A 13,311-nucleotide genomic window follows, 5' to 3' on the forward strand; every position below is an offset into this window, starting at 1 on the left:
ACGTCCGGCCTGCTCGGCGGGCTCAGCCTGGCCAGCGCTCTTGCCTACGTCCGGAGTTGAGCCGTGCGGCCTGGCGGACCAGGTGGTCGCGCTCGGGCTGGTTGGTCGCCTCCCGCGCCGCCTCGGTGTAGAGCCGCGCCGCCGTCACCAGGTCTCCGTCCCGCTCGTGCAGGTACGCGGCCGCCGCGGCGTGGCGCGGCAGACCGGGATCGAGCTGCGCCAGCGCGGCCAGACCCGCTCGCGGTCCGTCGGCCTCGCCGACGGCGACGGCACGGTTGAGCCGGGCGACGGGGTTGTCGGTGAGCCGCAGCAGCTCGTCGTACCACTCCACGATCTGCACCCAGTCGGTCTCCCCCACCGTCCGGGCGTCGGCATGGAGCGCCGCGACGGCAGCCTGCGCCTGGAACTCCCCGAGCCGGTCCCGCGCGAGCGCCGCCTGGAGGATCTCGACGCCCTCCGCGATCAGGTCCGTGTCCCACCGGCCACGGTCCTGCTCGGCGAGCGGCACCAGACCACCGTCGGCACGGGTCCGGGCGGGCCGGCGCGCGTGGTGGAGCAGCATGAGCGCGAGCAGGCCCGCGACCTCCGGGTGGGGAGACATGTCCCGCAGCTCGCGCGTGAGTCGGATCGCCTCGGCGGCCAGGTCGACGTCGCCGGTGTAGCCCTCGTTGAAGACGAGGTAGAGAACCTTCAGCACCGTGGCCACGTCGCCGGACCGGTCGAGCCGGACACCCGCGACCGTGCGTTTGGCCCGGCTGATGCGCTGGGCCATGGTCGCCTCCGGCACGAGGTACGCCTCGGCGATCTGCCGCGTCGTGAGGCCCCCGACGGCGCGCAGCGTGAGGGCGACGGCCGACGACGGCGTCAGGGACGGGTGCGCGCACAGGAAGTACAGCCGGAGCGTGTCGTCGACGGAGGCGGCCGGCTCGGGCGACGGTTCCGCCTCCACCCGAGCTTCCCGCTGCCGGCGGGCCGCGTCCGCGCGGGCGACGTCGAGGAACTTGCGCCAGGCGACCGTGACCAGCCACCCGCGCGGGTCCTCCGGGGGGTCGTCCGGCCACCGGCGCACGGCCTCGACCAGTGCCTCCTGCACGGCGTCCTCCGCCGTCGCGAAGTCCGCTCCGCGACGGCAGAGGACGCCGATCACCGTGGGCGTGAGAGCCCGCAGCAGCGCATCGTCCACCGGGTCACTCCGTGACGGTGGGCGCTGCCGTCAGGAACGGCCGGAGCTCGAGCCACTCGTGGATCGGGCGTCCGCCCGCACCGGGCGCCGCGGACAGCTCCCCGGCCAGCTCGACCGCCCGCTCCTGGTTCTCGACGTCGATCACCATCCAGCCGGCGATCAGGTCCTTGGTCTCCGGGAAGGGCCCGTCGGTGACCGGTGGGCGACCCTCGCCGTCGTACCGCACGAACATGCCCTCGGGCGAGAGCGCCTGGCCGTCCACGTACTCGCCCGTGCCCTCGAGCCGGGCCGCGAAGTCGTTCATGTACTGGATGTGCGCGGAGACCTCCTCCGGCGTCCACCGGTCCATCGGGACGTCGTTGACGGCGGCCGGCGCGCCCCGGTAGTGCTTCAGCAGCAGGTACTTGGTCATCGTGCTCTCCTTCGTCGCGGAGACGGCCCCTCGTGGCCGCTCTCATCCCTGGGACGGAGCCCGGCTCGTGTTCTCGACATCCCGCCTCGACCCATCCTGGCCGGGCACCGGTACTCTCGCGCCGTGGACACACCAGCCCCTCGGCCGCTCGTCCGTGCCGCCACCGCTCGCGACCTGCCCACCGTCGCCGCGATCCTCGAGCCGTACGTGCTGCGCACCGCGGTGACGTTCGACGAGGAGCCCCCCGGCGTCGAGGCCTGGGCGGTGCGCCTGGACGACCTCCGAGACCGGGGTCTGCCGTTCCTGGTCGCCGAGGTCGACGACGTCGTCGTCGGCTACGCCTACGCCTCTCCGTGGCGCCCGAAGGCCGCCTACCGGCACACCGTCGAGACGACGATCTACCTCTCCCCCGCGGCCCAGGGCCGCGGGGTGGGGACGCGGTTGCTCTCGGCGCTGCTCGACGCGTGCTCGCTGGCCAGGGTCCGCGAGGTGGTCGCCGTCGTCGCCGACGATCCTGCCGCGGCCGGTTCCCTGCCGCTGCACCGCCGCCTCGGTTTCGAGGTGGTCGGCGTCCTGCGCGACGTGGGCGTCAAGCACGGTCGGAGCGTCAGCACGATGCTGCTCCAGCGCTCCCTGCGCTGAGGCGTCAGTCGACCGACCGGCGCAGCACCTCGGCGCGCTCGACCACGGTGCGCCACGCCTCGGCAGGGACACCAGGGTGGGCGTCCCGGTCGATCTCGCCCAGCGCCGCCCTGAGGTCGTCGAGGGTGCGCGCCACGACCCGCACGGCGCGGCGCCGTGGCAGTCCCCACGAGACACCCTCGGCGACGAGGTGCTCCCCCGTGATCGCGTCCATGTCCCGCTCGCCCGCCACGTCCATCGCGAAGATCCGCGAGGCGTGGGAGTGGTGCAGGTGCATCGAGACGTCGTAGGCCGGGGCCAGCGCCACGGTGCCGTCCTCGCGGCGCAGCAAGGAGATGTTCTTCGCGTGGGCGTCGGTGTTCCCGACGGCGAGGTTGAGCGCGGTCAGCGCCAGCAGCGGGTCCGGGCGCGCGCCGTCGTCCCGCAGCACCTGGGCGACCCGGACGAGGGAGGGCAGCGCCCGTCCGTGCTGGAACTTGCGCTCCGGGTCGCGGGTGTTGATGCCCAGCGCCTGGGCGGCGTCCTCCTGGTGGATGCGTCGGAGCCCGCCGGGTGCGCCGTCGTCGGGGACGCGGTCGTAGCGGGAGACGACGATGCACCGCATGTCGGCGAACGTCTCGACGTGCGCGTCGATCGTGGTCAGGCCGATGCGCCGGGCGAGGTCGAGCGCCGCCGCCTCGGTGTCGACGAGGTCGGCGGTGGGCGAGTCCGCCGCACGGGCGACCTTGAGGATGTGCGTGGTCGGCTGCTCCGGCGACGCCCGCCACCAGTGCTCGCCGGCGCGCACCAGACCGATCTTGGGCTCCATACCCGGCAGCGAGCTGGTCAGTCGCTGGCTGCGTCCCTGCCCGCCCGCGCGGGCGACGCTCGCGTGCAGGAGCGTGGCGATGTCGTCCGCCTCCAGGGGACGCCCGCCGACGGCGGCAGCTCGCGGTGCGGCCTCGACCGGCACGAACTGCAGCGCGCCCACGGTGTCACCGCCGTAGGCACCGAAGAAGCCCACCGTGTCCTCGGGGTCGACCCCGGCGTCCATGGCCATGTGGTCTCGGACGCGCCCTTCCGGCATCAGCCCGTCGAGCCAGGCGGTCACGCGGGCAGGAGGCGGAGCGTGGTCCGGGTCCATCGGGAGCAGGTGGGACAGGACCCGCGAGCCGTAGCCCCAGCGGGTCAGAGCGTCGCGGTCCCACGTGAGATCGACACGGGGCGCAGCGCGACCCGCGTCGCGCGCGGTGAACCGCGCGACGCGGCTGCCGTACAGCCACGCGTCCAGCTCAGACGTCGTCATCGTCGCCTCGTTCCTCCAGGCGCACGTCGATGCCGAGCTCGTCGAAGATCTCGAACAGTCGGGTGATGTAGAGGTTCCCGACGCCGGACTCGACCTCGGAGACGTACTGCCGGGTCAGGCCGAGCTCGTCCGCGAGCGCCGCCTGGCTGAGATGGCGGCGTGTGCGTGCCTGTCGGACGAAGCGGCCGAGGTCGCGCGGTCCCCGGGCTCGGGTCCAGCGGGGCATCTCGCCTCCTTGAGTCAGGATATCCATGCACTCGCTTGTGTCAGGTTATCCCGACGGTACCCGGGTGGGCAAGGATTTCCTGGCACTGCACGTCGCCGGATCGCCCGGCAGAAGGCCTGGTCAGGCCAGGCGTCGCAGGAGCGTCAGGTGCATCGCGTCGGTGCCGTGCACGTGCGGCCAGAGCTGGACGTCCAGCCCGTCTGCTCCGCCGTCGTCGGCCCCCAGGTCGATCTCGGCGCCCGGGACGAGGACGTCGCGCACCACAGCGCGGGCGTCGAGGCGTTCGACGTCGTCGCGGCGGCGCAGCACGTCCTCGACCACCAGGCGTGTCTCGGCCAGGTGCGGCGAGCACGTCACGTACGCCACCACTCCCCCGGGCCGCACGGCCTCCAGCGCGGAGGTGAGCAGCTCGGTCTGCAGGCCGGTCAGCGTGCCCAGGTCGGCGGGCGTGCGGCGCCACCGGGACTCGGGCCGACGCCGCAACGCGCCCAGGCCGGTGCACGGCGCGTCGACGAGCACCCGGTCGTAGGCGCCCGGCTCGTCGGTGCCGACCTCGCGCCCGTCCCCGGTCCGCACGGCCTCCACCGCCTCCTGCGGCACGGCACGCAGCCCCTGGCGCACGAGGCGGGTCCGGTGCGGCTGGACCTCGTTGGCCACGAGCCGTGCGCCCTGCCGGGCCGCGAGCGCCCCGAGCAGGGCGGCCTTGCCGCCCGGGCCGGCGCACAGGTCGAGCCAGCGTTCGTCGCGTCCCTCGAGGGGTGTGGCGGCCAGGGCCAGGGTGACGAGCTGGGAGCCCTCGTCCTGGACGCCGGCGCGTCCGTCGCTGACGGGGCCGAGGGCGGCGGGGTCCGTCCCGGCGGCGAGCACCCGTGCCGTGGGCGCCCAGCGTCCCGGCGTGAGGCGCACGTCGCCGTCTGGCTCCTGGTCGGCGGTCAGGTCGTCGGGCTCGACCAGCCCGGGACGCACGACCAGCGTGACGCGCGGGGCGGTGTTGTCGGCCTCGAGCAGGTCGGCGAGCTCGCCGGTGGGACGCCCGGAGCCGTGCAGGGCCTCGCGCAGGGCGCGGGTGATCCACACGGGGTGCGAGCCGGTCAGCGCGAGCGCGGTGGTCTCGTCCGGCGCCTCGGCGCGGATGCGGTCCAGCCAGTCGTCGAGGCTGGTGCGTCCCACGGCCCGCAGCACGGCGTTGACCATCTGGGCGGGCCCGGCCCCCACGCGGTCGCGGCACAGGCCGACGGTCTCGGAGACGGCGGCGTGGGCGGGCACCCGCATGCCGAGGACCTGGTGGGCGCCCAGGCGCAGCACGTCGAGGACCTCGGGGTCGAGCTGGTCCAGGGGGCGGCTGACGCAGCGGGCGAGGATCGCGTCGTAGCGGCCCTGCAGGCGCAGGGTGCCGTAGGCGAGCTCCGTGGCGAACGCGGCGTCGCGGCCGGTGATGCCCCGTTCGCGCAGCAGCGGCGGCAGCACGAGGTTGGCGTAGGCGTCCGAGGCGTCGACCTCGCGCAGCACGTCGTACGCCGCGGTGCGGGCCGGGTCGGTGGCCCGCCGGCGCTGCGAGGGCGCCTGGGAGGTGCGGTGCCCCTGACCGCGGGACCGGGCGGCGCCACGCTGGCGCCCCCGTGCGTCCCGCCGGTCGTCGCGCTGGTCGGCGTTCATCGGGTCCCTCCCAGGGGTGCGTCGGCGTCGAGCACGGCGCGACCGGCACCGCGCGCCCAGTCGGCGGCCGGCATCGGCTTCTTGCCGACGGGCTGCACGTCGCCGAGCGCGACGGCGTGGGTGGCGGTGCCCACCAGCACCTCGGCCTTGGTGGCCCGCAGACGGCCCGGGTCCAGGTCGGTGACCTCGGGCCGCATCCGCACGGGCCCGACGCCGAGTCGCGGCGGGGGCGTCGCGTCGTCGGCGGCCGGCAGGGTGGTCCACGCCCCGGGTGCGGGCGTGACGGCACGGATGCGCCGGTCGACCGCGAGCGCCGGGTCGTCCCAGCGCACCAGGGCGTCCTCGCGGGTGATCTTGGGGGCGAGCGAGGCGCCCTCGGCGGGTTGCGGCTGCGGTGCGAGGCGGCCCGCGCCCAGCGCGTCCAGGCTCGCCACGAGCAGCTGGGCGCCGGAGACCGCGAGGCGGCCGAGCAGGTCGCCGGACGTGTCCCGGGGGCGGATCGTCTCGGTGGCCGTACCGAGGACCGGCCCGGTGTCCATGCCCTCGTCGAGCAGGAAGGTGGTGGCGCCGGTCACCTCGTCCCCGGCGAGGATCGCGTGCTGCACCGGAGCGGCGCCGCGCCACGCGGGCAGCACCGAGAAGTGCAGGTTGACCCACCCCAGGCGCGGCACGGCCAGGACGTCGGCGCGCAGCAGGTGCCCGTAGGCCACCACGGGTGCGGCGTCGATCTCGAGGTCACGCAGGCGCTCGACGAACTCCTCGCCGCGGGGGGCGTCGGTGATCACCGGGATGCCGGCGTCCTCGGCGGCGACGCGCACGGGGCTGGGCGCCAGGCGCCGACCGCGTCCGGCCCGGGCGTCGGCTCGCGTCAGGACGGCGACCACCTCGTGCTCGGAGTCGATCAGCGCACGCAGCGCGGGGACGGCGGGTTCCGGGGTTCCGGCGAAGAGCAGACGCACCGTGCAAGTCTAGGGCCGGCATCGTACCGGTACGCCGAGGTCCGCGAGCGCCGCCCGTAGCGCGCCCGTCCCGGTGAAGTGCACGGCCCGGAACCCCACCGCGCGGGCGGCCTCGACGTTGCGCGGGGTGTCGTCGACGAACACCGCGCGGGCGGGTTCGACGGCGAAGCGCGCGGCGGCGAGGCGGAAGATCGCCGGGTCGGGCTTGGCGAGGTGGACCCGGCCGGAGACGACGACGTCGCGCAGGCGGCCGATGGCGGGTGCGGCGGGCACGGCGTGGTGGAAGGTGTCGGCGGCCCAGTTCGTCAGCCCGTACAGGCGCACTCCTGCCGACGCGAGCTCGTCGACGAGCGCGGCCGAACCGGGCACCGGTCCGGTGAGGGTGCCCGGGTAGGCGGTGCGGTAGCGCTCGGCATAGGCGGCGAGGTGGGGGCGGGTGGCCTCCAGGTGGGCGACGGCCTCGGTCCACGTGCGCCCGGCGTCCTGGGCGAGGTTGAACGCGGCGAAGTCGACCTCTGCCATCCAGGCGTCGACGTCAGCCCGGTCCAGTCCGTCGAAGGCTCCGTAGGGGTCCCAGCCGACCAGGACGTTGCCGAGGTCGTAGATCACGGCGTCGATCGGTGCGTGGCCGTCGGCGGGCAGGGGGTCGGGCGTCATCAGAGCATCTCCGCGGGGTCGAGCTGGACACGGACCGTGCCGCCCTCACGGCGGGCGGCACGCACGGCCATCGAGGCGCGCAGCTGGCGGGCGAGCTCGGTGCCCTCGGCGAGCGGGACGCGCACGACGACCCGGACGGCCGCGTCGAGGCGGCTGCCGTCACCCGGCAGGTCGACCGGGCCGAGCACGGCGTCGGGCGTGGCGAGATCGACGCGGCCGACGACGGCGCGCACGGCGTCGACCTGTCCGGTGACGGCGGCGACGCGCACGGCCGGCGGCAGGTCGAGCTCGCGCCGTTCGTCCAGCTCGCGTTCCGCCAGGACTGGCGCGTCGAAGCGCACCAGCGCGCTGGTGGGCGCGGGCGCGGCGTCCCCCACCAGCAGGACCTGACCCTGCGGGGCGGGCCGCACCAGGCTCGCGGCCGCGAGCCAGCGGTGGGCCGCCTCGGTCGCCGTGGCCAGGCCGGTGCCCGCCGTGGCCACCGCGGCGTCGAGCAGCAGCGCGGCCGCGTAGCCGGCGTCGGCCACGGGCTCGGCACCCGGTGTCGCCACCACGAGCGCGGGCGTCGCGTCGACGTGGTCGAGCACGCCGCCGGGCGCCGAGGAGGCCGAGACCCGCACGGGTACGCCGGGGAAGGCACGGCCCAGCTCCTCGGCGGTGCGTTCGGAGCCGACCCGCACGGCCCGCACCCGGTCGTGCCCGCACTCGCCGCAGCGCCACCCGCCGGCGAGGCGGGCGCACCACGTGCACTGCGGCGTCGCGCTCGCACCGCGCAGCCCCAGCGGGCCGTGGCAGTGGGCGCAGCGCGCCGCGGTGCGGCACCGGGCGCACGCCACCACCGGCAGGTAGCCGGTGCGCGGCACCTGGACGAGCACCGGCCCGTGGGCGAGGGCGTCGCGGGCGGCGCGCCAGGCCGCGCTCGGCAGCCGCGCGGCCGCACCGGCGCCCTCGCGGGCGAGCTCTACCGAGGTCAGCGCACGCACCCGCGGCGCCCGGGCCCGCACGACGTCGCGGGGTGCGCCGATCTCCTGCGCCCAGCCGCGCGCGAGCAGGGCCTGCGCCTGGACCGTCCGGCCGGGCGAGCCGAGCAGGAACGCCGCCTGCTGCAGCTCGCTGCGCAGCGCCAGGACCTCCCGGGCGTGCGGGTACGGCGCATGGGGCTCGGCGAGCGTCTCCTCGCCGTCGCCCCACAGCACCACGAGCCCGAGGTCCGGCACGGGCGCGAACATCGCCGCGCGCGTGCCGACCACCACGTCCGCCAGGCCGTGCCGGGCGCGCAGGAACGCCCGGTAGCGGGGTGCGGGACCGTCGTCCGCCTGCAGACGCACCGCACCCGTCACCCCGGCGGCACCCAGCGCGGCGCACACCCGGTCGACGTCCCGGGCGTCGGGTGCCACGACGAGGGCCCGGCGGCCGCCCGCCAGCGCCGCACGCACGGCCTGGGCGACGGCCGCCGCCCAGTGCGGCGTGCGCGCCGGCTCGGCGAGGGTCGGATCGGCGTGCGCCGTCCCGGGGGCAGTCCCGGGGCCGGTCCCGGGGCTGGTCTCCAAGCCTGGCAGCGGCGTCCACACGGCCCGTGGAGCCTGCCCGGCGAGCACCCGGCGGCAGAAGGCGTCCCCGCCCCGGTACGGCGCCCACGCGCCGTCCCAGCCCTGGCCCTCGGGCGGCGCAGGGGGCGCGGGCCGTGGCACGTCGTCCACGCCGTCCCCCTGCTCGGCGAGGGCGGCCAGCACCTCGGCCTCGACGCGGGCGTGCCGCGGCGGCACGGCGAGGCGCAGCACGTCGGACAGCGTGCCCGCGTACCGCTCGGCCACCCGGCGTGCCAGCGCGAGCACCTCCGGGCCCAGCACGGGGTCCGGCGAGACGACCCGCTTGAGAGCCACCAGCCGGCCGTCGTGGTCGGACGCCGCGGCGCGCGCCACGACGTAGCCGCTCACCTCCTGCGGGCCGAACCGCGCCCGCACCCGGACCCCCGCGACGGCCTCGTCGGCCAGCGGGGCGGGCACCAGGTAGTCGAACTCACGATCCAGGTGCGCCGGGGCGAGGTCGAGCACCACCCGCGCCACCGGGTCCACGGCGGCCGGTCCCACCGGTGCCTTCGTCCGGCCGCGCCGGCGCGGCGCCGGGGCCGCTGGGACGTCGTCGAGCCCGAGCAGCGCGGGCTGCTCGGGCTCGTCAGAGATCGTCACGACACCATGCAACCATGCGGTACCGACGCGCCCGCCGGCACGTGCGCGAGCGGCGAGCAGCCTCGGGTGCGGCTCACACCGCCGCGCGCAGCGCGTCGACCCGGTCGGTACGCTCCCAGGTGAAACCGTCGAGCTCGCGACCGAAGTGCCCGTAGGCGGCCGTGGTGGCGTAGACGGGGCGCAGCAGGTCCAGGTCCCGCACGATCGCCGCCGGGCGCAGGTCGAACACCTCGCGGATGGCCGCGCTGATGCGCTCGGGCGCCACCGTCTCGGTGCCGAACGTCTCGATGTACAGCCCGACCGGGTGCGCCTTGCCGATCGCGTAGGCCACCTGCACCTCGCAGCGCCGCGCCAGGCCGGCGGCCACGACGTTCTTGGCCACCCAGCGCATCGCGTACGCGGCCGAGCGGTCGACCTTCGAGGGGTCCTTGCCGGAGAACGCCCCGCCGCCGTGCCGGGACATCCCGCCGTAGGTGTCGACGATGATCTTGCGACCGGTCAGGCCGGCGTCGCCCTGCGGCCCGCCGACGACGAACTTGCCCGTCGGGTTCACGATGAGCCGCACGTCGGCGGTCTCCAGGCCGACCGACGCGGCCACCTCGTCGACCACCGGGTCGATCACGTGGTCGGCGACCTCCCGGTAGAGCTTGTCCTGCTCGACGTCCGCGTCGTGCTGCGTCGACAGCACCACCGTGTCCAGACGCACCGGGCGGTCGCCGTCGTAGCCGACCGTCACCTGCGTCTTGCCGTCCGGTCGCAGGCCCGCCACCGCACCCGACTTGCGGACCTCGGCGAGGCGCTCGGCCAGGCGGTGCGCCAGCCAGATGGGCAGCGGCATCAGCGACGGCGTCTCGTCGGTGGCGTACCCGAACATGAGCCCCTGGTCGCCCGCGCCCTGCGCGTCCAGCAGGTCCTCCTCGGCGGCGCCGCCGGTGCGGCGCTCGAGCGCGGTGTCGACACCCTGGGCGATGTCCGGCGACTGCTGGCCGATCGACACGGACACGCCGCACGAGTCGCCGTCGAAGCCGATGGCGGACGAGGTGTAGCCGATGCCGCGCACCACCTCGCGCACGATCTGCGGGATCTCGACGTACGCCTCGGTGGTCACCTCGCCGGCGACGTGGACCAGCCCCGTGGTGACCATGGTCTCCACCGCGACCCGCGAGCGAGGGTCCTGCGCGATGAGCGCGTCCAGGATGGCGTCGGAGATCTGGTCGCACACCTTGTCCGGGTGGCCCTCGGTCACGGACTCTGACGTGAACAGGCGCAGCGCATCGCTCATGCGGTCAGCCTACGTCCCCCGCCGCCGCTCGCCCAGCGCCGACCGGCAAAAACGTCTCACTTGATGAGAACGTCTCACATGCTGGGAAGAATCTTGGCCACGGCGTCCCACAAGCCGTCCGCGACCTCACGCTTGGACCCGGCGACCGAGGTCACCGTCTCGCCGCGCGCGTCCAGCACCGTCACCTCGTTGACGTCCGTGCCAAACCCCAGATTCTCCCCGACGGCGTTCACGGCCAGCAGGTCGGCACCCTTGCGGCGCGCCTTGGCCCGACCGTGGTCGAGCACCGAGGCGCCGTCGTCGCCGGTCTCCGCCGCGAAGCCCACCACCACCTGGCCCGGCCGCAGCCGGTCCGCGGCCAGCTCGGCCAGCACGTCCGGGTTCTCCACCAGCTCGATCGGTGCGGGCGCCGCACCCGCGACCTTCTTGATCTTCGCCGTCGGCGGGGCCGCCGGACGGAAGTCCGCGACGGCCGCTGCCATGACGACGACGTCGGCGCGCTCGGCGGCGGACCGGACGGCCTGCCGCAGCTCGGCCGTCGAGGCCACCGCGACCACCGCAGCGCCTGCCGCCGCCAGCGGCTCGGTCAGGTCCGCGGCGAGGTTCGCGGCCACCAGCGTCACCTGGGCGCCCCGGGCCGCGGCGGCCGCGGCGAGCGCGACCCCCTGGCGGCCGCTGGACCGGTTGCCGATGAAGCGCACCGGGTCGATCGGCTCGCGGGTACCACCCGCCGAGACGACGACGTGCCGGTCGGCCAGGTCGCGCGGCACGGGCCCGGCCGCACCGGCCGCCGCCTCGAGCGCGACGCGGGCGATGTCCTCGGGCTCGGGCAGCCTGCCCGCGCCGGTGTCCGCACCGGTCAGCCGTCCGCTGGCGGGCTCCACGACGTGCACGCCGCGGGCACGCAGCGTCTCGACGTTGGCCCGCGTGGCCGGGTGCTCCCACATCTCGGTGTGCATCGCCGGGGCCATCACGACCGGGCAGCGTGCGACCAGCAGCGTGGAGGTGAGCAGATCGTCCGCGCGGCCGCCCGCGGCCCGGGCCAGCAGGTCCGCGGTGGCCGGCGCCACGACCACCAGGTCGGCCTCCTGACCGAGCGCCACGTGCTGGACGCCGGGCACGTCGTCGAACACCTCGGTGCTCACGGGCTCGCCCGACAGCGCCTCGAAGGTGGGCGCGCCGACGAACCGCAGCGCGGCCGCCGTCGGCACCACCCGCACCGCGTGCCCCTGCTCGCGCAGCAGCCGCAGCAGCAGCACGGCCTTGTACGCGGCGATGCCGCCGCTGACTCCGAGCAGGATCCTCATCGCGGCGAACCCGGGTTCCGGGTCAGACGATCTCGTCGCCGGCGGCCTGGTCGGAGTCCACGACCTCGACGCCCTCGGGGACCAGCGGCGTGGCCGGCTGCTCGGGAGCCGGCTCGGCGGGCTCCGCCGTGAGCAGGCCCTGGTTGATCTCGCGCATCGCGATCGACAGGGGCTTCTCCTGCACGCGGGTGTCGACCAGGGGGCCGACGTTCTCCAGCAGGCCCTCGTTGAGCTGCGCGTAGTACGCGTTGATCTGACGGGCGCGCTTCGAGGCGTACAGCACGAGGCCGTACTTGGACTCGCTGTGCGCGAGCAGGTCGTCGATCGGCGGGTCGGTGATGCCGATGGGCTGGGGCACGGTTCCGGCCATGAGTGTCGCTCCAAGCAGACGTACGGACCGGTGGCGAGGGCCACCGGCAGTTCAGAGGGGAAGGTCTGCGACCAGTCTACCGGTCGCGATCAAGCAGACCGGGAGGCCGCAGGGGCGCCACCCTGCGCACGCACGCCCAGCAGCCGCGCGAGGTCGTCCGTGGCCCGGGTGACGTCGTCGTTGACGATCGTCACGTCGAACTCCGGCTCGGCCGCCATCTCCACCGCGGCCGTGGCCAGGCGGCGCTCCCGCTCGGCCTCGCTCTCCGTGCCGCGCCCCACCAGCCGCCGCACCAGCTCCTCGTGGCTCGGCGGGGCCAGGAACACGAACTGCGCGTCGAGGCCCGCGGCGCGCACTGCGTCGCGCACCTGCCGGGCGCCCTGCAGGTCGATCTCGAGCAAGGTCGGGCGCCCGGCGGCCAGGTGCTCGGCCACCGGGCCGCGCGGCGTCCCGTACCGGTGACGCCCGTGCACCACGGCCCACTCCAGCATCTCCCCGGCAGCGACCATCCGGTCGAACTCCTCGGGGGTGACGAAGAGGTAGTGCACGCCGTGGACCTCGCCCGGCCGTGGTGGCCGGGTCGTGGCCGACACCGACAGCCACACCTGCGGGTAGCGTGCGCGGATGTCGGCCGAGACGGTGCCCTTGCCGACGGCCGTGGGTCCGGCCAGCACGGTCAGCCGTGCGGGTCCCCGCGGGACGTCGTCGTCGGGCACGGCGTCTGGTGGAGCCGGCACGCCGGCAGGTGATGCGGAAATCTCAGCCAAACCTCTCGATGAGCGCCTGGGCCTGGTGCGGCCCGAGGCCACGGACACGGCGGGTCTCGGCGATCCCGATCTCTTCCATGATCGCCCGGGCCTTCACCTTACCGACTCCCGGCAGCGACTCGAGCAGCGAGACGACCTTGAGCTTGCCCACGACGTCGTCCGCCTGGCCCTGCTCGATCACCTCCCGGAGCGAGCCCTGGGAGTACTTCAGACGGTTCTTGATCTCCGCCCGGATGCGTCGCGCCTCGGCCGCCTTCTCGAGGGCCGCCGCACGCTGTTCCGGCGTGAGTGGAGGAAGGGCCACGCAAGTCACCTACTCAATCGAACCGACAGGACGTACTGCTCCCTCGAAAGTAGCCACGACCTGCGGCGGCGG

Annotated in this window: 14 protein-coding genes; 1 reads left to right on the forward strand and 13 read right to left on the reverse strand. The window is 75.3% G+C overall.

Annotation, left to right across the window (positions count from 1 at the left end; genetic code table 11):
* Window positions 1–22 precede the first annotated feature (22 nt).
* Complete coding sequence (locus tag MWU57_RS00395) at window positions 23–1,183, reverse strand: RNA polymerase sigma factor (protein ID WP_246906639.1); 1,161 nt, start codon at window positions 1,181–1,183, stop codon at window positions 23–25.
* A gap of 4 nt (window positions 1,184–1,187) precedes the next feature.
* Window positions 1,188–1,595 carry a YciI family protein gene (locus MWU57_RS00400; RefSeq protein ID WP_106269224.1) on the reverse strand — a complete coding sequence of 136 codons (408 nt, stop codon included), beginning with the start codon at window positions 1,593–1,595 and terminating at the stop codon, window positions 1,188–1,190.
* Window positions 1,596–1,718: 123 nt separating this feature from the next.
* Here MWU57_RS00400 and MWU57_RS00405 point away from each other — a divergent pair, with 123 nt between their 5' ends.
* Window positions 1,719–2,237, forward strand: a complete 519-nt coding sequence (locus MWU57_RS00405) for a GNAT family N-acetyltransferase (RefSeq protein ID WP_246906641.1) — start codon at window positions 1,719–1,721, stop codon at window positions 2,235–2,237.
* 4 nt (window positions 2,238–2,241) lie between these two features.
* Here the strand turns inward: MWU57_RS00405 and MWU57_RS00410 are convergent, their stop codons facing one another.
* From MWU57_RS00410 to mihF, 11 genes are all read right to left on the reverse strand, one after another.
* Window positions 2,242–3,522: a type II toxin-antitoxin system HipA family toxin gene (locus tag MWU57_RS00410; protein ID WP_246906643.1), complete on the reverse strand. Its 1,281-nt coding sequence runs from the start codon at window positions 3,520–3,522 to the stop codon at window positions 2,242–2,244.
* Window positions 3,509–3,748 carry a helix-turn-helix transcriptional regulator gene (locus MWU57_RS00415; RefSeq protein WP_246906644.1) on the reverse strand — a complete coding sequence of 80 codons (240 nt, stop codon included), beginning with the start codon at window positions 3,746–3,748 and terminating at the stop codon, window positions 3,509–3,511. The genes MWU57_RS00410 and MWU57_RS00415 overlap by 14 nt, the downstream gene beginning before the upstream one ends.
* 120 nt (window positions 3,749–3,868) lie before the next feature.
* Window positions 3,869–5,404 (reverse strand): RsmB/NOP family class I SAM-dependent RNA methyltransferase, encoded by a 1,536-nt coding sequence (locus tag MWU57_RS00420; protein ID WP_246906646.1) that lies wholly within the window; start codon window positions 5,402–5,404, stop codon window positions 3,869–3,871.
* Window positions 5,401–6,363, reverse strand: coding sequence for a methionyl-tRNA formyltransferase (gene fmt, locus MWU57_RS00425; RefSeq protein ID WP_246906648.1), 963 nt, complete (start codon window positions 6,361–6,363; stop codon window positions 5,401–5,403). The genes MWU57_RS00420 and fmt overlap by 4 nt, the downstream gene beginning before the upstream one ends.
* Before the next feature lie 9 nt (window positions 6,364–6,372).
* Window positions 6,373–7,020: an HAD family phosphatase gene (locus tag MWU57_RS00430; protein WP_246906650.1), complete on the reverse strand. Its 648-nt coding sequence runs from the start codon at window positions 7,018–7,020 to the stop codon at window positions 6,373–6,375.
* Window positions 7,020–9,203, reverse strand: coding sequence for a primosomal protein N' (locus tag MWU57_RS00435; protein ID WP_246906841.1), 2,184 nt, complete (start codon window positions 9,201–9,203; stop codon window positions 7,020–7,022). Before MWU57_RS00435 ends, MWU57_RS00430 begins: the two co-directional genes overlap by 1 nt.
* Window positions 9,204–9,282: 79 nt before the next feature.
* Window positions 9,283–10,491 carry a methionine adenosyltransferase gene (gene metK, locus MWU57_RS00440; RefSeq protein ID WP_106269217.1) on the reverse strand — a complete coding sequence of 403 codons (1,209 nt, stop codon included), beginning with the start codon at window positions 10,489–10,491 and terminating at the stop codon, window positions 9,283–9,285.
* Between the two features lie 74 nt (window positions 10,492–10,565).
* The gene (coaBC, locus tag MWU57_RS00445; RefSeq protein ID WP_246906652.1) at window positions 10,566–11,798 is read right to left on the reverse strand and encodes a bifunctional phosphopantothenoylcysteine decarboxylase/phosphopantothenate--cysteine ligase CoaBC; all 1,233 of its coding nucleotides are present in this window, start codon (window positions 11,796–11,798) and stop codon (window positions 10,566–10,568) included.
* Between the two features lie 22 nt (window positions 11,799–11,820).
* The gene (rpoZ, locus tag MWU57_RS00450; protein ID WP_106269215.1) at window positions 11,821–12,168 is read right to left on the reverse strand and encodes a DNA-directed RNA polymerase subunit omega; all 348 of its coding nucleotides are present in this window, start codon (window positions 12,166–12,168) and stop codon (window positions 11,821–11,823) included.
* A gap of 89 nt (window positions 12,169–12,257) precedes the next feature.
* Complete coding sequence (gene gmk / locus MWU57_RS00455; protein ID WP_246906654.1) at window positions 12,258–12,905, reverse strand: guanylate kinase; 648 nt, start codon at window positions 12,903–12,905, stop codon at window positions 12,258–12,260.
* A 22-nt stretch (window positions 12,906–12,927) separates the two neighbouring features.
* Window positions 12,928–13,239, reverse strand: a complete 312-nt coding sequence (mihF, locus tag MWU57_RS00460; RefSeq protein WP_106269214.1) for an integration host factor, actinobacterial type — start codon at window positions 13,237–13,239, stop codon at window positions 12,928–12,930.
* Window positions 13,240–13,311 lie beyond the last annotated feature (72 nt).

Source organism: Isoptericola sp. S6320L (assembly GCF_023015685.1).
In the GTDB taxonomy this organism is placed as follows: Bacteria; Actinomycetota; Actinomycetes; order Actinomycetales; family Cellulomonadaceae; genus Isoptericola; species Isoptericola halotolerans_A.

Bases quoted from the DNA above. Each gene is read 5' to 3' on its own strand.
- MWU57_RS00430 (WP_246906650.1), bottom strand. From the start codon at position 7,020: ATGACGCCCGACCCCCTGCCCGCCGACGGCCACGCACCGATCGACGCC.
- MWU57_RS00400 (WP_106269224.1), bottom strand. From the start codon at position 1,595: ATGACCAAGTACCTGCTGCTGAAGCACTACCGGGGCGCGCCGGCCGCC.
- coaBC (WP_246906652.1), bottom strand. From the start codon at position 11,798: ATGAGGATCCTGCTCGGAGTCAGCGGCGGCATCGCCGCGTACAAGGCC.
- MWU57_RS00415 (WP_246906644.1), bottom strand. From the start codon at position 3,748: ATGCCCCGCTGGACCCGAGCCCGGGGACCGCGCGACCTCGGCCGCTTC.
- rpoZ (WP_106269215.1), bottom strand. From the start codon at position 12,168: ATGGCCGGAACCGTGCCCCAGCCCATCGGCATCACCGACCCGCCGATC.
- MWU57_RS00410 (WP_246906643.1), bottom strand. From the start codon at position 3,522: ATGACGACGTCTGAGCTGGACGCGTGGCTGTACGGCAGCCGCGTCGCG.
- MWU57_RS00420 (WP_246906646.1), bottom strand. From the start codon at position 5,404: ATGAACGCCGACCAGCGCGACGACCGGCGGGACGCACGGGGGCGCCAG.
- metK (WP_106269217.1), bottom strand. From the start codon at position 10,491: ATGAGCGATGCGCTGCGCCTGTTCACGTCAGAGTCCGTGACCGAGGGC.